This is a genomic window from Micromonospora sp. U56, from assembly GCF_018070095.1.
Taxonomy (GTDB): Bacteria; Actinomycetota; Actinomycetes; order Mycobacteriales; family Micromonosporaceae; genus Micromonospora; species Micromonospora purpureochromogenes.
Genome location: NZ_JAGPYL010000006.1, coordinates 85,423 through 105,769, shown reverse-complemented (window position 1 = coordinate 105,769; position 20,347 = coordinate 85,423). Strand labels below are relative to the sequence as shown.

The 20,347-nt window shown below is 72.3% G+C and carries 20 protein-coding genes; 10 read left to right on the top strand and 10 right to left on the bottom strand.

The features are described from left to right. On the top strand, positions 1-879 hold an 879-nt coding region (locus KBX37_RS04815; protein WP_247657035.1), incomplete at its 5' end, for a M23 family metallopeptidase. A 131-nt stretch (positions 880-1,010) separates the two neighbouring features. After that, positions 1,011-1,778 carry a Sir2 family NAD-dependent protein deacetylase gene (locus KBX37_RS04810; RefSeq protein WP_247657034.1) on the top strand — a complete coding sequence of 256 codons (768 nt, stop codon included), beginning with the start codon at positions 1,011-1,013 and terminating at the stop codon, positions 1,776-1,778. A 31-nt stretch (positions 1,779-1,809) separates the two neighbouring features. Here the strand turns inward: KBX37_RS04810 and KBX37_RS04805 are convergent, their stop codons facing one another. Then, positions 1,810-3,642 carry an AMP-dependent synthetase/ligase gene (locus tag KBX37_RS04805; RefSeq protein WP_307848953.1) on the bottom strand — a complete coding sequence of 611 codons (1,833 nt, stop codon included), beginning with the start codon at positions 3,640-3,642 and terminating at the stop codon, positions 1,810-1,812. A 251-nt stretch (positions 3,643-3,893) separates the two neighbouring features. Between KBX37_RS04805 and KBX37_RS04800 the strand changes: the two genes are divergently transcribed. Further along, positions 3,894-6,119, top strand: coding sequence for a transglycosylase domain-containing protein (locus KBX37_RS04800; protein WP_307848952.1), 2,226 nt, complete (start codon positions 3,894-3,896; stop codon positions 6,117-6,119). Between the two features lie 123 nt (positions 6,120-6,242). On the opposite strand, the gene KBX37_RS04795 is transcribed toward KBX37_RS04800, so the two are convergent. After that, the gene (locus tag KBX37_RS04795) at positions 6,243-7,373 is read right to left on the bottom strand and encodes a DUF4236 domain-containing protein (RefSeq protein WP_210774705.1); all 1,131 of its coding nucleotides are present in this window, start codon (positions 7,371-7,373) and stop codon (positions 6,243-6,245) included. 667 nt (positions 7,374-8,040) lie between these two features. Here KBX37_RS04795 and KBX37_RS04790 point away from each other — a divergent pair. Further along, entirely contained in the window at positions 8,041-8,448 is a 408-nt protein-coding gene (locus KBX37_RS04790) for a G5 domain-containing protein (protein ID WP_307848951.1), read from the top strand. Positions 8,449-8,551: 103 nt separating this feature from the next. Beyond that, positions 8,552-9,481, top strand: coding sequence for a diacylglycerol kinase family protein (locus tag KBX37_RS04785; RefSeq protein WP_210774704.1), 930 nt, complete (start codon positions 8,552-8,554; stop codon positions 9,479-9,481). Between the two features lie 8 nt (positions 9,482-9,489). On the opposite strand, the gene KBX37_RS04780 is transcribed toward KBX37_RS04785, so the two are convergent. The 3 genes from KBX37_RS04780 to KBX37_RS04770 all read right to left on the bottom strand — a co-directional run bounded on the left by KBX37_RS04780 (position 9,490) and on the right by KBX37_RS04770 (position 11,747). Continuing rightward, the gene (locus tag KBX37_RS04780) at positions 9,490-10,236 is read right to left on the bottom strand and encodes a hypothetical protein (RefSeq protein ID WP_210774703.1); all 747 of its coding nucleotides are present in this window, start codon (positions 10,234-10,236) and stop codon (positions 9,490-9,492) included. 90 nt (positions 10,237-10,326) lie between these two features. After that, positions 10,327-10,635 carry a MoaD/ThiS family protein gene (locus tag KBX37_RS04775; protein ID WP_210774702.1) on the bottom strand — a complete coding sequence of 103 codons (309 nt, stop codon included), beginning with the start codon at positions 10,633-10,635 and terminating at the stop codon, positions 10,327-10,329. Then, the gene (locus KBX37_RS04770; RefSeq protein ID WP_210774701.1) at positions 10,632-11,747 is read right to left on the bottom strand and encodes a sialidase family protein; all 1,116 of its coding nucleotides are present in this window, start codon (positions 11,745-11,747) and stop codon (positions 10,632-10,634) included. Before KBX37_RS04770 ends, KBX37_RS04775 begins: the two co-directional genes overlap by 4 nt. A 139-nt stretch (positions 11,748-11,886) precedes the next feature. Between KBX37_RS04770 and KBX37_RS04765 the strand changes: the two genes are divergently transcribed. Next, positions 11,887-12,306, top strand: a complete 420-nt coding sequence (locus KBX37_RS04765; protein ID WP_210774700.1) for an MmcQ/YjbR family DNA-binding protein — start codon at positions 11,887-11,889, stop codon at positions 12,304-12,306. 104 nt (positions 12,307-12,410) lie between these two features. On the opposite strand, the gene KBX37_RS04760 is transcribed toward KBX37_RS04765, so the two are convergent. The 3 genes from KBX37_RS04760 to KBX37_RS04750 form a co-directional block, all read right to left on the bottom strand. After that, positions 12,411-12,935, bottom strand: a complete 525-nt coding sequence (locus tag KBX37_RS04760) for a hypothetical protein (RefSeq protein ID WP_210774699.1) — start codon at positions 12,933-12,935, stop codon at positions 12,411-12,413. Positions 12,936-13,054: 119 nt separating this feature from the next. Then, positions 13,055-13,774, bottom strand: a complete 720-nt coding sequence (locus tag KBX37_RS04755) for a hypothetical protein (RefSeq protein WP_210774698.1) — start codon at positions 13,772-13,774, stop codon at positions 13,055-13,057. Further along, the gene (locus KBX37_RS04750) at positions 13,767-14,222 is read right to left on the bottom strand and encodes an RNA polymerase sigma factor (protein WP_307848949.1); all 456 of its coding nucleotides are present in this window, start codon (positions 14,220-14,222) and stop codon (positions 13,767-13,769) included. Before KBX37_RS04750 ends, KBX37_RS04755 begins: the two co-directional genes overlap by 8 nt. 241 nt (positions 14,223-14,463) lie before the next feature. Between KBX37_RS04750 and KBX37_RS04745 the strand changes: the two genes are divergently transcribed. Further along, positions 14,464-15,675: a hypothetical protein gene (locus tag KBX37_RS04745; protein WP_307848948.1), complete on the top strand. Its 1,212-nt coding sequence runs from the start codon at positions 14,464-14,466 to the stop codon at positions 15,673-15,675. A gap of 60 nt (positions 15,676-15,735) precedes the next feature. Here KBX37_RS04745 and KBX37_RS04740 read toward each other — a convergent pair whose 3' ends face one another. Beyond that, positions 15,736-16,134 carry a hypothetical protein gene (locus KBX37_RS04740; protein ID WP_210774696.1) on the bottom strand — a complete coding sequence of 133 codons (399 nt, stop codon included), beginning with the start codon at positions 16,132-16,134 and terminating at the stop codon, positions 15,736-15,738. A 354-nt stretch (positions 16,135-16,488) separates the two neighbouring features. On the opposite strand from KBX37_RS04740, the gene KBX37_RS04735 reads away from it, so the two are divergent. Continuing rightward, a complete protein-coding gene (locus KBX37_RS04735; protein WP_210774695.1) occupies positions 16,489-17,088 on the top strand; it encodes a TetR/AcrR family transcriptional regulator in 600 nt (199 codons plus the stop codon). After that, positions 17,085-18,713 (top strand): isovaleryl-CoA dehydrogenase, encoded by a 1,629-nt coding sequence (locus tag KBX37_RS04730; protein ID WP_210774694.1) that lies wholly within the window; start codon positions 17,085-17,087, stop codon positions 18,711-18,713. Before KBX37_RS04735 ends, KBX37_RS04730 begins: the two co-directional genes overlap by 4 nt. Positions 18,714-18,727: 14 nt before the next feature. Here KBX37_RS04730 and KBX37_RS04725 read toward each other — a convergent pair whose 3' ends face one another. After that, positions 18,728-19,918: an MFS transporter gene (locus KBX37_RS04725; protein WP_307848947.1), complete on the bottom strand. Its 1,191-nt coding sequence runs from the start codon at positions 19,916-19,918 to the stop codon at positions 18,728-18,730. Positions 19,919-20,003: 85 nt separating this feature from the next. On the opposite strand from KBX37_RS04725, the gene KBX37_RS04720 reads away from it, so the two are divergent. Continuing rightward, complete coding sequence (locus KBX37_RS04720) at positions 20,004-20,330, top strand: DUF4326 domain-containing protein (RefSeq protein WP_210774693.1); 327 nt, start codon at positions 20,004-20,006, stop codon at positions 20,328-20,330. Positions 20,331-20,347 lie beyond the last annotated feature (17 nt).

Sequence of the window (20,347 nt, the reverse complement as noted above, 5' to 3'; positions counted from 1 at the left end):
CCCCCCGGCAGCGGCGGGTCGAGGGCGGACCCCGCATCGGCGCCCGCGCACCCCGCCGGCGACCCCGGAGCTGACCTCTACCCGCAGCCGCCGGTGGACCCGGCCGGCACGCCACCGGCCCGCCAGGTCGCCGCGCTCGGCGACGTCCAGCACCGGATCCAGTACCTGGAGAACACCCTCGCCCGGACCCGCGCCGACCTCGCCACGGTGCGGCGCGGACCGGATCCGGTGCTGCACCTGCTGACCACCCTGACCGCCGGCGGGGACGCGGACGCGGCCTCGCCGTTGACCGTGGCGGACGCCGCGGACGTCGCGGACACCCCCACCGGCCGCGCCGTCGCGCTCTCCGGCGCGATCACCGCCGGCCAGGCCGAACTCGTCCGCCGCCGGCAGGAGGAGACGCGGCTCCGGCAGGAGATCGACCGTCGGGTACGCGCCGCGCCCGCCGTGGCGGCACCGGCCCGCACCGTCGCCACGGTGGGTCACGGCCGGCTCGGCCGACCACTGGCGGGCCGACTCACCAGCCGGTTCGGCACCCGGTTCGACCCGTACTACCGGGTCTGGCAGTTGCACGCCGGGGTGGATCTCGCCGCCCCGACCGGCACCCCCATCCTGGCGGCCGCCGACGGCCGCGTCGCGCGGGTCGGCTGGTACGGCGGCTACGGCAACTACACCTGCATCGCACACGGCCGGGCGGACGGGCAGCGGCTGTCCACCTGCTACGGCCATCAGTCCCGGCTGCTGGTGTCGCCCGGCCAGCGGGTCCGCGCCGGCCAGGTGATCGGACTGGTCGGGTCGACCGGCGCCTCCACCGGCCCGCACCTGCACTTCGAGGTTCGTCTCGGCGGCCGTCCGGTCGACCCGCTGCCCTGGCTCTGAAGCGCGCCCGTCCTCCGGGTGGGACGAGCGCGATCACGCGCCGACTCGGCGTTCCCGATCCGGCCGGACCGGGCGGGTCGACGCGGAATCCCGTTCGCCGGTACCGGGCCCCGCCCCTACCATCGGCGGTCATGAACGACATGAGCTGGGCGGACGGCGTGACCCGGGTGGCCGTGCTCACCGGGGCCGGCATCTCGACCGACTCCGGCATCCCCGACTACCGGGGCCCGTCCGGCGTCTGGACGCGCGACCCGGCCCTGGCCGACGCGTTCACCCACCGCTCGTTCCTGGCCGACCCGGCCGTGCGGGCGAGGTTCTGGCGGACCTATCTCGGGCATGCCGCGTGGCAGGCCGAGCCCAACCCGGCGCACCGCGCGCTCGCCGAGCTGGAGCGGGCCGGGGTGGCGGTACGCATCCTGACCCAGAACGTCGACGGACTGCACCAGAAGGCTGGCTCCGGCCCGCGAAAGGCGCTCGAACTGCACGGCACGATGCACGAGGTGGTCTGCACCGGCTGCGGCACGCGCACGCCCAGCGAGCGAACCCTGGCCCGGGTGGCGGCTGGCGACGGGGACCCCCGGTGCCTCGACTGCGGCGCCATCCTCAAGCTGGCCGTGGTGCTCTTCGGCCAGCACCTCGACGCGGCGACGATCGGCCACGCCGAGCGGATCGCCGCGCACAGCCAGCTCATGCTCGCGGTCGGCAGTTCACTCCAGGTCGAGCCGGTCGCCTCGCTGTGCGCGGTGGCGGTGAACGCGGGTAACCGCCTCGTCGTCGTCAACCGCGATCCGACCCCGTACGACGACCTCGCCGTCGAGGTGATCCGCGAACCGATCGGCACGGCACTCCCCCGGATCTGCGCGGCACTCGCCGCGTTCGGCGCGCCGACGTCGCCGTAGCCGGCCGGGTGGCGACCGGCGGTCGGACAGGTCAGTGGCCGCGGTAGAGCGCCTCGATGTCGGCGGCGTAGCGGGCCTGGACCGCCTCGCGTTTGATCTTCAAGGTGGGGGTGAGCTCCCCGTCGGCTTCGGTGAGGTCGCGGGGCAGGATCCGGAACTGCTTGACCTGTTCCGCCTTGGACACCGCCTGGTTGGCCTGGTCGACCGCGGCCTGGATCTCCTGGCGCAACTCGGGGTCGTCCCGCAGGTCGGCCACGTCCGCGTCCGGGTGGCCGTGGGCGACCCGCCACCGTTGCCAGGCCGGTGGATCGATGGTGACCAGGGCGGTCACGTAGGGGCGGCCGTTGCCGACGAGCATGCACTGGCCGACCAGGGGGTGCGCGCGGACCTGCTCCTCGATCGGAGCGGGGGCGAGGTTCTTCCCCGCCGCCGTCACGATGATCTCCTTGATGCGACCGGTGATGCGCAGGTAGCCGTCGGGGTCGAGACTGCCGAGGTCACCGGTGCGCAGCCAGCCGTCGTCGGTGAGGGTCGCCCGGGTGGCGTCGGGGTTGTTCCAGTAACCGGAGAAGACCATCTCGCCGCGGACGAGAACCTCCCCGCCGTCGGCGATGCGGATCTCCACGCCGGGCAGCGGGCGGCCGACGGTGCCGATCCGCATCGCCGAGGGCACGTTCGCCGTCACCGCCGGAGAGGTCTCGGTCAGCCCATACCCCTCCAGGACGGTGATGCCGGCGCCGCGGAAGAAGTGCGCCAGCCGCTGTTCCAGCGGCGCACCGCCGGCCATCGCCAGCCGGCACCGTCCGCCGAGGGCGGCGCGCAACGTCCGGTACGCCAGCACGTCGCACCCGGCGCGCGCCAGCCGCAGCAGGATGTTCGGACCTCGCTCGGTGTCCAGGGCGCGGCTGTACCGCACGGCGACGGCATCCGCGACGGCGAACAGCCGTCCCCGGTGGCTGTCCTCGGCGCGCCGTCGGGCCCTGGCGTACATCTTCTCGAACACCCGCGGCACCGCGAGGATGAACGTCGGGCGGCACTTCCGCAGCTGCTCGAAGACCCTGCCCGGGTCGGCGCTGTGCACCATCGTCGCGCGGGCGCGCACCACACCCACCTGGATCAGTCGGGCGAACGCGTGCGCCAGCGGCAGGAACAGCACCGTCGACGCGCCCGAATGCAACAGCTCCGGCAGCACCGAGGTCGCGTTGGTGACGTCGCAGTAGATGTTGCGGTGGGTCAGCGCGCAGCCCTTCGGCCGGCCGGTCGTGCCGCTGGTGTAGACGATCGTGGCCAGGTCCCCGCCCGACACCGCCCGCCGCCGCGCCTCGACCTGCCCGTCGTCGACGGTGCGGCCCTGCCCCGCCAGGGCGATCAGCCCGCCGCCCTCGATCTGCCACGTCTGGCGCAGCGCCGGCAGGTCGTCGCGCAAGCCGGCCAGCATCGCGTCGTGCGCGGCGGTCTCCACCACACACCCCACCGCACCCGAGTCCGCCAGGATCCACCCCAACTGGTCAGCGCTGGAGGTCTCGTAGATCGGAACGGTGACCGCGCCGACGGACCACAGGGCGTAGTCGACGAGGCTCCACTCGTAGCGGGTGCGGCTCATCAGACCGACCCGGTCGCCGTGCCCGACACCGGCGGCGATGAACCCGCGGGCGAGGGTGAGCACGTCGTCGCGGAACTGCTCGCACGTCACCGGCAGCGCCCGGCCCTGCACGGACCGGCGGGCCGGCCACGACCGGGAAATCGGATCCGGACGGACGAACTGCACCACGTCGGGCGCCTGTCGGGCGTTGTCCCACACCATCTCGGCCAGGCCGGGCACCTGTGCGCCGGTGACCACCGGCTCGACCGTTACGTCCTGCACGACCGCTCCCCCGTTCACCGCACCACCGCCAGCGGGGCACCCGGTCATCATGACCTGACCGGCAGATCAAGCGGCCCGGAACGGGAGAACTCGCGACAGCGGGCCGGTCAAGATTCGGCGGGCCGGCCGCGGGGTACCGGGTGCGGGTGTCTCCTACCGGTAACAACGACAGCGCTGGCACCGTATCCGGATCGACCGCCGCTCCGACGGCGCGGAAACGGCGGCGTCGGCGCCTGCTGATCATCCTCGCCGTGCTGGCGCTGCTGGCGGGCACCGGTCTCACCGCAGGGGCGTACTACGTCGACAGCGTGCCCACGCCCAGCGACCTGGAACTGCCGGAGTCGACCACGGTCTACTTCGCCGACGGTCGCACGCCGATGGCGAAACTCGGCACCGAGAACCGCACGATCGTGCCCTACCCGGAGATGAACGACGCCGCCAAGCAGGCGATCGTGGCGACGGAGGATCGCACGTTCTGGACCAACGAGGGCATCGACTTCAGCGGGGTGCTGCGCGCCGCCTGGTCGAACGTCACCGGCGGCCAGCGCCAGGGCGCGTCGACGATCACCCAGCAGTACGCCCGGGTGGCCGCCGACCTCAAGGGCGTCTCCTACTCGCGCAAGCTCCGCGAGGCGGTCATCGCGTGGAAGCTCGACGACAAGTACAGCAAGGAGGAGATCCTCGGCTTCTACCTGAACACCGTGCCGTTCGGGCGGGGCTCGTACGGCATCGAGGCGGCCGCGCAGGCGTACTTCGGCAAGACGGTGCGCCGCGACGCGCCGGCGGCGAACCAGCTGACCACGGCGGAGGCGATGGTGCTCTGCGCCATGGTGAAGCAGCCGGAGGCCGACCCGGACGACCCCGAGGGCCAGCCCGGCTACGATCCGCGGCGCAGTCCCCTGGCCCGGCAGAACTCGATCGACCGGTGGAACTACATCCGCGACGGCATGGTGAAGCTGGGCTACCTGTCGGCGGACGAGGCGGCCAACCTGGCGTACCCGGACACGGTGAAGCCGCTCGATCCCGCCGCCGGCCGATCCAACCTCGACCGGCCGACCGGCCTGGTGGTCAACCACGTGCTCAGCGAGCTGCGGCAGACCGAGCCGTTCCAGGGCAAACCCGCCGACTACATCCGCAACGGCGGCTTCAAGATCGTCACCACCATCGACAAGCGGGTCCAGGACGCCGCCGACGCGGCCGCCGACCTCCGGCGCGACACCGCCCCCGAGGCGGTCCGCGGCCAGCCGAAGAACTGGCAGGCCGCCCTCGTGGCGGTGGAGCCCGGCACCGGCCGGGTGCTCGGCTACCACGGCGGCAGCGACGGCTCCGGCGCCGACTACGCCGGCTGGTACCAGGACGAGAACGGCGAGGCCCGCGGCTTCGGCCAGCACCCGCCGGGGTCGTCGTTCAAGGTGTACGACCTGGCCACGGCGGTGCAGGAGAAGATCTCGGTGAAGCAGCACTTCGACTCGCCGGAAACCAAGGAGTTCCCCGCCTCCGGCCGGACGAAGGGCAGCCCGGCCGGCCCGATCCGCAACGCCGAGCGGGCCCCGTGCCAGCCGGACTGCGCGCTGTGGGAGGCCACCGTCGCCTCGCTCAACGTCACCTACTTCGCACTCACCGAGCAGCTCGGCACCGCCAGAGTGATCGACATGGCCACCAAGGCCGGCGTCGACTCGATGTGGGCCAACGAGAAGGGCAACCCGCGGCCGAAGCGGATCGAACTGCGCGGCCACTCGGGTGAGGAGCTGGCGCGGCACTTCTCCACCGAGGTCGGCATCGGCCAGTACGGCATCACCGTGCAGGACCACGCCAACGGCATGGCGACCTTCGCCGCCGGCGGGAAGCGGGCCGACGCGCACTTCGTCCGCGCGGTGACCAAGGGCGACGAGAAGATCCTCGACGAACAGCTGGTGCAGACCGACATCGGGCTCGACCGGGAGGCGGTCAACCAGCTCAACTGGACGCTGAGCCGGGTGAAGGCGGCCAAGCTCGACAACGGCTGGGACTCCGCCGGCAAGACCGGCACCTGGCAGGCCGGGACGAGCACCACCCAGAACGTGCACACCTGGATGGTCGGCTACACGGGCGCGCTGGCCGCCGCGGTCTGGCTCGGCACCGTCGACGGCAAGCCGCTGAAGACCTCCGACGGCAGCTACGAGGTCTACGGGTCCACCGGCCCGGGGCCGATCTGGCGGCAGTTCATGGAACAGGCCACGGCCGCATTGAAACTCGACCCGGACAAGTACCGGTTCCAGGAGCCGACGTTCCCGGACGACACCCCGTCGCCCACCGCCCCGGCGACGCCGAAGCCGACCTCGGCGCAGCCGACGCCGACCGTGAGCGCCAGCCCGACCGCGAAGCCGACGCCGACGCCGACTCAATCGCCCAGGTCGAGCCCGTCGCGGAGCCCGGAGCCGTCCCACAGCCCCAAGCCGTCCCGCAGCCCGGAGCCAGCGCGCACGTCCCCCAGGTGACGGGGCCTGCGCCGCCCGGCACAGCGCCGGCAGGTCCGGGTGGCAGCGGACCTGACGGAACACGCCGGGCGATCGCGGGGTGATCATCTGCCGGGCCGGGACCGCTGAGGGCCGCCCGCGTACCTACTCGGCTCCGGTGAGTTCGGCGAGGTCGACGGCGCCGACGAGTCCGGCGAGTGCGGGCTCGGCGTCGAGGTTGAGGGGTTGCAGTTCCCCGGTGCGGGGCCGCTGGTTCAGCAGCAGTTCACTGCTGGTGTCGGTGACGACGGTAGCTGCGTCCACCGCATCCCAGCGCACACCTTCCAGCGCCTGACGGTCGATCTTGGCAGCGAGCAGGCACGACATCCGAGGCCGCCCGTAGCTGTCCATGCCGTCGTGCCGGAGCACCGCGACCCGGGCAGAGCGGAGGCCGGGTGCAACGGCGAAGGCTTCCCGGATCGTGACGAGGACCTGCCCGCACGCGAACAGTTGGTAATAGGCGGCGCGATCGCGCTGGGCCAGCTTGCGCAGCGACAGGTTGCCGGCCTGGGTGGTGGTGGGCATGCGCTCGGGCACGACCTGATCGATGCTCGGCACCAGCACGGCGAGGGAGACCTCCCCGTCGGCGACGCCGACAGCGGCGCTCGGGGCCTCGTTGTCCTCGAACGCTTCCTCCAACGTTTCCAGGACCACCTCGGCGTCATTGGTGCACAGCTGGTGCCAGCGCTGGTCGAGGTACTGCTGCCAGGCGGCCTGCTGCTCGCAGCGGGTGGCCCACTGCCGTTGCACCTCGGCCTCTGCCCACCGCACGGCCTGCTGCTTGGCCTGGGCTCGTCTGGCGCGTTCGAACAAGCCGATGCCGGCCAGGGCGTGCTGCTCGTAGTGCTGGTAGATGCTGTCGCGATCGGGGGCCGCCGGTTGCGGCGCGACCGGTCGGGTGGCGACGGGGAAGTCGACCCGGTGCAGGGCGAGGATGCCTAGGAATGCCTGCGCCAGGTGTCGCGCCTCCTCGGCCCGCTGTGCCTGCACGGCCTTCCGCTGCTGGCTGGCCACCTGCCGCTGGTACGCCGCTGCCGACGGACGGCGACCGGAACGGCTGCCGCCCCGACCACCACCCAGGGAGGTGTAGAAACCGACGGGTCCGACGCCGCTGGAGAACCCTGCGCGCCCGGCGCCGACGTGCACTCGGGCGGCGCGCGGACCGAGGCTGGTCCGGATGCCTCGCGACGATGCGCGGATGCGCACGCCGGGCGCCAGCTTGATCGAGAAGCCCATACCCGACCGTAGACCCCGGCAACTCGACCGGCCGTCAACCTGTCATCCGAAGCCCGCTCCCCCAGGTGGGCACCTCTCACGCTCACCACCGGGGACGCCGAACCGCCGCTCTGCACCCCGCGGCGACGACTTCCACCGAACTTGATCTTTGGCGAACGCGCCTGGCCGGATGATCGTATGGTGAGGTGTCCTCAAAAGACCGATACGGGTGACCGACCGGCGGGTGCTGCACATCGGCCCTGCTCAGCACACTCAGGGTGTGACGTACCAGCCTCCGCAGGACCCGTGGCACGAGCAGCCACCACCTCCGCCGCCTCCCCCTGCTGTGCCACCGGCCGGTCACGACTGGAGAACGCCGCCGTATCCGACCGCTCAGTTTCCCGCAGCGGCCGGTGGCTGGAGTCAACAGCCACGGAAGTCCAACAGCACCTTGAAGATCGTGGCGATCAGCGCCGTCACGCTCGTGCTGCTGTGCTGCGGAGGAGTCACCATCGCGGCGATCGTCTCTCCGCCGCCGCCCAGTTCACAGGGGGCGAAGGATCCGGCCGCTGAGTCCATCCCGACTGTCCAGGCCGCGGACGACCCCTCCCCGAGCGCGGCCGAGGCGGCACCGACGCAGGCCCCGAGTACGCCGGCAGCGACACCGACGGCCCCCGCGACACCGGTGGTGCAGACGCGCACTGTCACCGAGACGCAGAAGGTGGGGTACCAGACCCGGACGGTCTACGACTCCTCGCTGGCGAAGGGCACCAGGAAGGTGACCACCCGTGGGGTTCCGGGCGTCAGGACCCTCACCTACCAGGTCACCCTCGCGGACGGCGTTCAGACGGCAAAGAAGCTGGTCAAGTCGGAGATCACGAAGGCGCCGGTCACACAGGTCGTCAGGGTCGGCACCAAGGAGGCTCGGACGTGCGACCCGAACTACAGCGGCGCCTGCGTGCCCATCGCCAGTGATGTTGACTGTGCCGGTGGCAGCGGCAACGGTCCCGCGTACGTCGACGGACCGCTGCGGGTGGTCGGCCGGGACATCTACGACCTCGACCGCGACGGAGACGGCATCGCCTGCGACGCCTGACGAGTCTGCTTGCACCCTCCCTCGCTCGGCTTCGGCACCATCGCGCAGTCGACGCTTGCCAACGGAGCGGACGACGGTCCGGCGGGATATAGGGTCGGGGTTCATGCGGACGAAGCAGGAGCTGACCGCGGCCATCCGGCGGGACCGGAGGGCGGCGCTGGTCATCAACGCGGGCTCCCGCCGCGGCCGGGAACACTGCGAGCGGGCCCGGGCCAGGTTGGTCGCCGCCGGGTTCGACCTGCTCGGCACGTACCGGACCGACCGGCCCGGGCAGCTGGAGGAGAGCGTCGCCGCGGCCGCCGACCTGAAGCCGGACGTCCTGGTCGTGGGCGGCGGCGACGGTACGCTCAGCACCGCCGGGCGGTTGCTCGCCCACCGGGACATCGCGCTCGGCCTGCTGCCGCTGGGCACCACCAACAACTTCGCCCGCACCGTCAGCGTTCCGCTGGACCTGGACGACGCCGTCGCGGTCCTCACCCAGGGCAAGGTCATCGACGTCGACCTGGGAATCGCCGGCGAAAGGCGGTTCACCAACCACGTCGGCGTGGGCCTCTCCGCCGACATCATGCTCCGGACGCCGCCGCGCCTGAAGCGGGTCTCCGGTCGGCTCGCGTACCCGCTGACCGCCCTGGCGTTGCTCGGCCGGCACCGGCCACTGCGCGCCACCGTCCGCGCCGGCGACACCACCCACGAACTCGTCACCCACCAGCTCTACGTGGCCAACGGCGGCTTCCACGCCGGCCGGCCGATCACCGCGGACGCCGACGCCGACGACCGGCTGCTGGTGGCGTACCCGGTCGGCGGGGCGACGCGGCGCGGGCTGATCCGCGCCACCGTCCGCAACGCCGCCACCGGGCACCGGCGGACGCTGCGCGACGAGCCCTTCCTCGCGGTGCGCGAGCTGTGGCTGGAGACCGACCGGCCGGCGCGGGTCGAGGTGGACGGCGAGTTGTGCGGTACGACGCCGATCCGGGTCGGGGTGGACGCGAACGCGTTGCGGGTGATGGCACCGGCGGACAGCCCGGACCGCTGAGTTCGGGCTCAGGCCCATTCGCCGGTGAACAGCGGAGCGACCGGACGCTCCCGCCGTCCGATCCGCAGATCCCCGAAGATGGTGCTCCGGGCCGCGCGCTCGACCTCCGCGTCCAGGTCGATCTGCAGCTCCTCGGACGCGTCGTGGGCGGCGCCGATGAGCACGAGTTCGGTCCCGGGGTGATCGAGGAAGCCGGGTGGGTCGAGCGGGGCGAACCGACGACCGTGGAACTTCTTCTGCAGCGCAGCGGGCAGCGTGACCTTCCGGGAGCCGCGGAGTCCGACCCCGGGCGGGGAGGGCGCCTGCGGGTTCTTCACCGTGACGATGTAGCTCGGCTCCGGCTCGATGCTCAGCTCATGCTGCGCCTCGCCGAGCCGCAGCGGGAGTTCGAGTTCGTACGCGAGATGGGTGTGGTCGTCGTGCCGGGCGATCACGTACGCGCCCTCCGCCACGGGGCGGGCCGGCGGCTGCTCCCGCTCGCCGCGGGTCCTCGTCCGGTACGTCCGCGCCTGCAGCGCCTCGTGCAGCTGCTCCGGCCGGTCCACCACCGCGTCGACGAACGCCCAGAACCGGTCGTGCTTCTCGATATCGGGCAGGCGTTTACGCCCCACCACCAGCAGTCGCAGGTGCCGCCCCCGCCACGGGTGCATCACCACCAGCAGCCGCTGCACCTCCTCCAGGGAGTCGACGTGCTCCTCCTCGACCCGGGGACGGTAGAGGAAGTAGATGTCGCCGTCCTCGAGCAGCTCCGCCATCCGCCCCGGGTACCCGAAACCACCGGCGAGGAACGGGCGAGCCGGCCCGGCAGCCGGATGTCCGCGAACCCGCCCTCGCCGTGGTCCGGGCTATCCCCCGGCCATCGCGCCGAGGATGATGAACGGTTCCTCGCCGGCGATGACCCGCTCCGGCAGCGGCGCGTCGGGCGGGTCGTTGGAGAGGTCCTCCTCGCAGGCGTAGAAGCGGACGAACGCGCGGCGCTTGCCGCTGTGGCGGTCGCGGATGGTGCCGAGCAGCATGGGGTACTGCGCCTCGAGGGTGTCCAGCACCAGGCGCTGGGTGACCCGGCCGGCACCCGGACCGGGCACCTCGAGACGTACCTCGCCGGTGACGTGAGCCAGGTTCTTCAGGTGGGCCGGGAGGACGACCCGGATCACGGCAGCACCTGGGCTTCCACGGAGAGCACGGCCGGCAGGTCCCGGACGATCGGCGCCCAGCTGTCGCCGCCGTCCGCCGAGTGGTAGACCTGACCTCCGGTGGTGCCGAAGTAGATCCCGCACGGTTCGAGCGTGTCGACCGCCATCGCGTCGCGGTACACGTTGACGTAGCAGTCGGACTGGGGCAGTCCCCTGGTCAACGGCTCCCAGTCGTTGCCACCGGTGCGGCTGCGGTAGACGCGCAGCCTGCCCTCCGGCGGGAAGTGCTCGGAGTCGCTCTTGATCGGCACGACGTAGATGGTCTCCGGCTCGTGCGCGTGCACCGCGATCGGGAACCCGAAGTCCGACGGCAGGTTTCCGCTGATCTCGCGCCAGTTCGCGCCCGCGTCGTCGCTGCGCATGACGTCCCAGTGCTTCTGCATGAACAGGGTGTCCGGCCGGGTCGGGTGCTGGGTGATGTGGTGCACGCAGTGGCCGACCTCGGCGTCCTGGTCGGGGATCTCCCCGGACCGCAGACCCTTGTTGATCGGCAGCCAACTGGCGCCGGCGTCGTCGCTGCGGAACGCGCCCGCCGCCGAGATGGCGACGTAGATCCGGTCCTCGTTCGCCGGGTCCAGGATGATCGTGTGCAGGCACATGCCGCCGGCACCGGGCTGCCAGGTCGGCCCGGTCGGGTGGGTACGAAGGGCGGTGAGCTCCTTCCACTTCAGGCCGCCGTCGGTGGAGACGTAGAGGGCGGCGTCCTCCGCACCGGCGTACACCGTGTCGGGGTCATGGCGGGACGGCTCGAGGTGCCAGATGCGCTTGAACTCCCACGGGCGCGGGGTGCCGTCGTACCACAGGTGCTCTCCGACCTCGCCGGAGTAGGCGAAGTCGTTGCCGACCGGGTTCCAGGTCCTGCCGCCGTCGTCGGAGCGCTGGATCAGCTGTCCGAACCAGCCGCCGGACTGGGACGCGTAGAGCCGGTCCGGGTCGACCGGCGACCCGTTCAGGTGGTAGATCTCCCAGCCGCCGAAATGGGGTCCGTCGACCGTCCAGTCGCCGCGCCTGCCGTCCGACGTCAACGTGAACGCGCCCTTGCGCGTGCCCACCAACACTCGTACGCCGCTCATATCCTCATCCTTCCCACTCGGTTCCCTTGGGTAGACCGTCCACCGAGCCGAAAATCATCGGTCTGTCGTCAGTCGTACTCCCCGGCTATGACGAATCGCCGGCGTCGGCCTGTCGGTGGGGCCGGCTAGCGTCGCGCACATGACTGGCCCTGGCGACGTCCCACCCCAGATCCTCGACCGGCTCCGGCCCGTCTGCCTCGGGCTGCCGGAAACCTACGAGGAGCCGGCGTGGGTGGGCACGCGCTGGCGGATCCGCAAGCGCACGTTCGCCCACGTGCTCACGGTCGACCCCGACCACCAGGCGGCCTACGCCCGAGCTGCCGCGACCGACCAGCCGATCTGCGTGCTGACGTTCCGGTCGCCCGGCGACGAGATCGCCGGGCTGATCGCCGTCGGCCACCCGTTCTTCAAGCCGGACTGGGCCGCCGACGTCGTCGGGATGGTGCTCGACGACGGGGTCGACTGGGCCGAGGTGGCCGAGCTGCTCACGGAGAGCTACTGCGTTCTGGCGCCGAAGCGGCTGGCCGCCCTGGTCGACCGGCCGGTCGATCTCGGGTAGCCGAAGTCCGGGCGTCCGACGCCCACGGGTCGCCAGCATCATCGATCACCGCCGTAGGCTCTCCACGTCTCGCCACGCCGTCGACAACGGTGCTGGGCCTGACGCTAGCCTTCGGCGTAGACGAGGTCCATGGTGTCGGCGTGTCCCGACCAGTGCAGTTCGAGGTGCCAGCAACCGGCCCGCGGCAGGTCGATGATCGACGGGCCGGGGCCGCCGGCAACCTCCCGGGTCACCCGCGTGCCGGTTCCGTCCAGCGTCGCGGTGATCGCCAGGGTGGCGGGCGACGCCGGGTCGGGCGACGTCGCCGCCGGCTTGGCGACCCAGAGGATCTTGTTGGCGGGCCCCTCGTCCCGGCCCAGCGCCAGCGGGTGACCGAACAGCACCGCGACGATCTCGCCCTGCGCGCCGAAGACGTGCGGGATCCGGGCCTCCCCACTGAACCCGGCGTCCGCCCAGTCCGGCAGGACACCCGTCTCGACCCGTGAGCCGCAGCCTGACGCGGCGCTCGGCGGGGGATTCGCCGGGGCCGTGGTGGCCGGAGCGCCGACCGGCGTGGCGGACCGCCCCGTGGTCGTGCATGCCGCCAGCAGGACCGCCGACCCCAGCAACACCCTGCCCCAGGAACCCATCTCGCGCCCTCCGTCGTACCCGCTGACCCCGTTCGTGCCTGGCACCACTCAGGACACCGCTGGGGCCCTCGGGGTTCCCCACCCGATCAGCCGGCTCGGCTGTCACCGCCGTCCCTCCCTCAATTCAGCGAGTTGGCGATCTCGGTCGCCTCGCCCTTGGTCAGGTCGCCTTCGAGCCGGTAGCTCACGCCGGCCTGCTCCCAGATCAGGGTCGAGGCGGCGAGCCGCGCGCTCTCCAGATGGACCGTGCCCGCACGGTCCACGTAGGCCAGCGCGTGTGGGCCGCCGACCCAGACCGCGAAGCCTGCGTCGACCTGGACCCAGTCCACTCCCGGCCCGGCGGCCTGCTTCTGGAAGACCGGGTCGAGGCGACCGTCGAAGGCGTCGACGCGCAACGCACCCCCGCGGTAGAGCAGGGTGACCACCCGGTAGGAGCCGGTGCCGTCGACGTCGGCGACCAGCACCTGCTCGGGCGGACCCAGCTTCGTCGGCAGGCGGATCGGGAAGCGGAGCTTCCCCTGCGCCTCGTGCAGGGAGGCGGGCCGCTGCGACGGCAGCGGCGACGGACTGCCGGTGGGCGAGATCGGCGCCGACGACGTGTCGATGATGATTCCGGAGAAGCGCAGCAGCCCCGCCACGGCGTCGGCGAGGGCGGCCCGCCCCGGCGGCAGCACCGCGACGAGCAGGGCGACGAGCGCCACGGCGAGGCAGTAGCGCCACCGGCGTCGCCTCCGCGCGGGCGCGGCCAGTCGGGCACGTACGCGGTCGGCCACGTCGGGCGCGGCGGGTGTGTCCAGCCACTCGGCGAGGTCACGCAACTGGTGTTCGAGGTCATCCACGGCGCACCTCCTCGCGGTCGAGCAGGGCGCGGAGCTTCGCCAGCGCTCGGGACGTCCGCGACTTCACCGTGCCTCTGGGCCAGCCCAGCATCGTCACGGTCTCCTCCTCGCTGAGATCAAGGAGGAACCGGCACACGATCACCTCACGGTCCTTCACCGGCAGCAGCCGCAGGGCCCGCACCAGCGTGGCCCGGCGCTCGGCGGCGAGGACGCCGCCCACCGCGCCGTCCTCGGCGATCTGCGACTCCGGGTTCGCCGCGGCGGCCCGCAGGATGAGGCCGTCCCGCCGGCTGCGTGAGCGGTGCAGGTTGCGGGTCTCGTTGGCGACGATCGCGAGCAGCCAGACGCGAAAGGACGACTCTCCCCGATAGCGGGACAGCTTGCGGTATGCCTTCACGAACGCCTCCTGGATGACGTCCTCCGCGTCCGAACCCGCGCCGAGCAGCACCGCCGTCCGGTAGGCGGACGCGGTGTGCCGGGCGACCAGGAGGTCGTACGCCCCCAGGTCACCTGCCCGAGCGCCGGTGACGAGCTCTTCGTCGTCCAGTGGAAACCTCCAGTTGGATCACACTCATGACACCGTCCGCACCGGATGGGTTCCAGGGACGGAGGTGGAACCTCGGCGGGTGTGGCGGTGTCACCGGAGCATGCTGGCAACGACAAGGATCTCGCGTCGCACACTGCTGACCGTGCTCGCCGGTGCGGGCACCACGGCGTTGGTCGGCTGCGATCGAGCGCGGCACCCGAGTCAGGCCCGTGCCGTCACGATCCCTGATCCACTGCTCGTCGAGGTCGACGACGGGCTCGGCCTACTGCGTGGTGCGGACCGGCGGACGTTCCCGCGTTCTCTCGCCACCGCCGACGGGCGGGCGGTCTACGCGACCGCACCCGAGGGCGCCGACACCGCCCTGTGGCGGGTCGACACCGCCACGGGCGGCACCTCCACTCGGGTCGAGCTGCCCGGACGCTGGGTGCCGCAGGCCGTCTCGGCCAACGGTACGGTGGCGCTCACGTCGAACGAGGTGAGTGCCACCAAGGGGCGCCCGGAGGGGCGGGACGTGACCCCCGTGCTGATCGCCGACGTCACCGGCGTCCGACACCGGCTGGAGTTGCGGGGCAACTTCGTACCGGAGACGTTCACCGCGGATCTCGCCGGGCTCTTCGTCCTCGAGTGGCTCCCGGCGACGGCGCCGGACCGCTACCGGGTCCGCGTCGTCGATCTCGCCACCGGGACACCCGGTCCGCTGCACACCCGTGCCAAGGCGCCGGTGCCGCCCGGCGCCGAGGAGGAGATGCGCGGCGACGGACGCCAGGCGGTGCTCTCGCCGGATCGCACCACCCTCTACACGCTCTACACCCACCAGCCCGACCACCAGCACACCCGCGACCTCGTCAGCGGGCGGCCGGGCAACGTGCACGCGTTCGTCCACACGCTGCACCTTTACGAGCGATGGGCGTACTGCATCGACCTGCCACATCCGTTCGGTGCGGCGGCCGCGACCGGCCACGCCATGACGATCAGCCCCGACGGCCGTCGGCTCTTCGTCGCCGACGTCACGTCGGGCACCATCGCCGAGATCGACACCGAGGAGCTGCGCGTACGCCGGACAGGCACGCAGCCCAGGGGCGTCGGGACCGCCCACGCCGCCGCCGACCGCGACCGCCTGTTCATCGGCGCCGGCACGGTGGTACGGACGACGGATCTCACCCGCCCCGGCCGCGCGGCTGACTGGCGGGTCCGCGAACCCGTGTGCGGCCTCGTGCTGAGCCGCGACGGCAGGCGCCTCTACGTGGGCCAGAACGATGGGGTGAGCTGGCACGATCCCGGCACCGGCACCGAACTGGGTCGCGTCGTCGTCCCCCGCCTCGTCGGCGTGCGCGGTCTGGCCGGACACCTCTGACAGTGCGGATGTAGGTGTGGTCACCCGGTCCGGTCCGACTCAGCGCACGTCGTCCGGTCGTCAGCCGGCGCGGTTCAAGGAGCGCCTGTTGTTGCGCGCGCGCCCGTGCTCGGGGACGCGGTGACCGTCGTCGCCGAGCATCCGGCGCGCGGCGTCGAGTCCGGTCAGCGCCGCCCCGTAGGCGGTCACCTCCCGCTGGAAGTGCTCGACCTTGGCGTACCAGAACTTCAGCTCCGGGTTCATCCCCTTCGCGTTGATGTAGTTGACGATGTCTTCCTCAGGGGTGATGCCGTGGCGGGCGTAGCAGCGATCGAAGCGGGCCTTCGTCCGGTCGTACTTCTCGCTCATCGCGGTCAGGCTGGCTTCGGCCTCCAGCAGCTTGGCCTGCAGGTACTCCACGTAACCGCGAGGCACCGACAGGGCGGTGCGCACCGGCCGGGGCACGGACACAGTGGACACGGCGATCACCCGACCCGGCGGACGACACGTCCGCGCCACGTGCGAAAACCGGCCAGCGGCTGCGATCGACGAACGGATCCATTCTGGAACGACATGGTGGGCCGCCTTCCTTGGAACGCGATGATGGGGTCATCTCGCACCGCCGACGGGGTCAGGCGGCACCTCAGCGGCATTCGTCGAGGGGCCGGGGTACCAGCCGGCGCGGATCGACGCGTGAAACCGCTCGGGGCAGCGCCGCCCCTGATCCGCGGCAATGCGGTGACGTCCTTCTACCCGCACTCGCGGCTGACTATGCATACCCGTCACTTGGTTGCCACCTTGCCGTCAAGGATTGAATGGTGGTTCAATCCTTGCGTGGCCTACCGCAGCACCGACCGCGTGAAGGCTCGGCTGAACGCTTCCCGGGAGCGGATCATCGCCGCGGCCCTGGGCATCATGGCCGAGCACGGGTATGCCGGCTGCTCCGTCGCCGCCGTCGCCGAGCGGGCCGGCCTGGCGACGGGCAGCGTCTACCGCCACTTCCCGACCAAGGCCGACCTGTTCGCCGAGGTGTTCCGCACCGCCTCGCAGCGTGAGGTCGACGCGGTCGCGCGCGCCGCGGCGCTGGAGGCCACCGCCGCCGAGCAGATGTCCGCCGTCGTGGAGACGTTCGCCGGGCGCGCGCTGCAGTCCCCGCGGCTGGCGTACGCCCTGCTCGCCGAGCCGGTCGACCCGGCGGTCGACGCCGAGCGGCTCGTCTTCCGTCGGGCGTACGCCGAACTGATCGCCGGCCACGTCGCGGCCGGTGTGGCGAACGGTGAGCTGCCCCCACAGAACCCCGACCTGACCGCGACCGCGCTGGTCGGCGCCCTGGCCGAAGCCATGGTCGGTCCGCTGGCCGCCGGGGTCGCCGGCCCGGACACCATCCCCGCCCTGATCGCCTTCATCCACCGCGCGCTGGGAGTATCGCCGTGACGACACACGAGGTGTTCAACCAGGTTCCACCGCTGGCCGGCTACGACGCGGCGGACGACCCGGCACTGCTCGACGGGCTCGAGCGGGAGGGCGCCGGCTGGGCCGCCGTCGAGCTGCACGAGCTCGGCCGGCTGGGCGGCAGCGAGCAGGCCATCGAGTACGGGCGGCTGGCCAACGAGCATCCGCCGACCCTGCGCACCCACGACCGCTCCGGCCACCGGATCGACGAGGTCGAGTTCCACCCCGCCTGGCACGAGCTGATGCGCACCGCGGTCACGCACGGCCTGCACGCCGCGCCGTGGGCGGACGACCGGCCCGGGGCACACGTGGCCCGGGCCGCCAAGTTCTACACGTGGCGCCCCGACGCCGGCCACGGCTGCCCGATCTCGATGACCTACGCGGCCGTGCCGGCGCTGCGGCACAACCCGGAGCTGGCCGCGCAGTACGAGCCGCTGCTCACCGCCACGACGTACGACTTCGGGCTGCGCTCGCCGCTGACGAAGCGCGGGCTGCTGGCAGGCATGTCGATGACGGAGAAGCAGGGCGGCTCGGACGTACGCGCCAACACCACCACCGCCCGCCCGGCGCCGGACGGCAGCTACCGGCTCATCGGGCACAAGTGGTTCACCTCCGCACCGATGTGCGACGTCTTCCTCACCCTCGCCCAGGCGCCGGGCGGGCTCACCTGCTTCCTGGTCCCCCGCGTCCTGCCGGACGGCACCCGCAACCCGATGCGCCTGATGCGCCTGAAGGACAAGCTCGGCAACCGATCCAACGCCTCGTCCGAGGTCGAATACGAGCACGCGGTCGCCTGGCGCGTCGGCGACGAGGGGCGTGGCGTGCGCACAATCATCGACATGGTCAACCTGACCCGCCTCGACTGCGTCATCGGCGCGGCGGCCGGGATGCGCCAGGGGGTGATCACCGCCGCCCATCACGTCACCCACCGGCAGGCCTTCGGCCGGTACCTCGTTGACCAGCCACTGATGCGCAACGTGCTGGCGGACCTCGCGATCGAGTCCGAGGCCGCCACCATCCTGATGATGCGCCTCGCCGGAGCGACCGACCGATCCGCGCGCGGCGACGCCGGCGAGACCGCGTTCAAGCGGCTCGCCCTCGCGGTCGGCAAGTACTGGGTCTGCAAGCGCTGGCCGGCCCACGCCGCCGAGGCCCTCGAGTGCCTGGGCGGCAACGGCTACGTCGAGGAGTCAGGCATGCCGCGGCTGTTCCGCGAGTCGCCGCTGAACTCGATCTGGGAGGGCTCCGGCAACGTCGCCGCACTGGACGTACTGCGCGCTCTCGTCAAGGAACAGCAGGTCATGGAGGCGTTCCAGGCCGAGGTGAGCGCCGCTGCCGGCACCGACGCACGGCTCGACGCCGCCGTCCGCCAGGTGCAGGCCGACCTGTCGAATGTCGACGACCTCGAACTGCGGGCCCGGCGCGTCGTCGAGCGGCTCGCCCTGGTGCTGCAGGGCTCGCTGCTGGTGCGGCACGGCCACCCCGCCGTCGCCGACGCCTTCTGCGCGTCCCGGCTCGGCGGCGATCACGGCCTGGCGTACGGCACCCTGCCGACCGGCGTCGACTTCGCCGCGATCATCTCCCGCGCCACCCCGAAGGTGAGCTGACCGGAGGTTCCTCGTCAGGTCGCCGGTCGAACGATGGCGAGGAACAGGGCCAGGGCGACGGCCTGGATGCCGGCCACGGTGACGATCACTGCGGTGATCGAGTAGTCGTAGAGGGCGCCGGTGAGCAGCCCACCGACCAGCGTCGCCGCGCCCAACCCGGCGGCGAAGATGCCGTAGGCGGTGCCCCGCCGCGCGGCGGGGACGATGTCGGCGATGGTCGCGCGCATGGTGGATTCCTGGATCCCGAGCACCGCGCCCCAGGCCAGGACACCGGCGACCGCGATCGCCGGGGTCGTGGTGAAGGCAGCCAGCGGGATCAGGGCGGTCAGCACAGGCACCGCGGCCAGCACCCGGACGCCGGCCCGGTCGTACAGCCACCCGGAGGCCAGCGCGGCGAGCGCGTCGACGCCCATCGCGGCGGCGTACACGACCGGGACCACCGCCACGGGTACGACGTGCCGCGTGGCGAGGTGGAAGCTGAGCACCCCGAAGGTGGCGAAGCCGGCCGTGGTCGCCGCCGTGAACGCCAGATAGGTCCAGAACACGCGGGGCAGCCGGCCGCCCGGCGCAGCGGGCGCCGCGCCGGGTCGAGGGCCCGGTTCGAAGCGGCGCGGGTCGGGCACGCCGGCGCGCAGCCACAGCAGCAGGAGCATCGCCGCCACGGCGGGTACGGCCAGGGCGAGGAACGCGGGCCGGTAGTTGTGGGCGGTGGCGGCCAGTACGGCGGCGACCAGCAGCGGCCCCGCCACGCCGCCGGCCTGGTCGAGCGCCTCATGGACGGCGAAGCCCTTGCCGCGGCCGACCGCCGCAGCGGCGTTCGAGAGCATCACATCCCTCGCCGGGCCGCGGATCGCCTTGCCGGCGCGCTCCGCGACGAACAGCGCCGCAGCCAGCCACAGCGCCGTGGTCAGCCCGAGAGTGGGCACGGCGACCATGGTCACGGCATAGCCGACCAGGACGAGCGGCCAGTAGGCGCGGGTCCGGTCCGCGAGGGGCCCGGTGGCCAGCCGCCCGGCCAGGGCGGTCGCCTCGCCGGCGCCGGTGACCAGCCCGACGACGGTCGCGGAGGCGCCGAAGGTGGCCAGATAGGGGCCGATGACCGACCGGGCGCCCTCGTACACCACGTCCGACAGCAGGCTGACCACACCGAAGGCGGTCACGAACCGCCACGGCGTCCACCTGATGGTGAGCGCGGTGACTCTCACCCGTGCAGTCTGGCCTACCGGCAAGCTGGCCGGGCGGGGATCGGCCCACTACCGTTTCGCCGGGGGAGAAGCGAGGAGTCGAGCCATGCGGGCAACCACAGTCGTCAACCTGAAGGGCCACCGCGACGACCCGGCGTACGCCGACGTGGTCTACGTCGGGCGCGCCATGTATCGCGGCGGCTGGCAGCTCCCCCGCTCCGCGTTGTCCAGCCCGTACCGCCCCGGCCCGGACGGCACCCGGGACGAGGTCGTCGAGAAGTACCGCGCGTACCTGCTCGACAGCCCCGAACTGCTCGCCCTCCTCCCGGAACTGCGCGGGCGCCGGCTCGGCTGCTGGTGTGTGCCGGAGCGCTGTCACGCCGAGGTGATCGCGGAACTCGCCGACTCACCGCCGGCGTCGAGCCTCCGGTAGGAGGCCCGGCGGGGCTG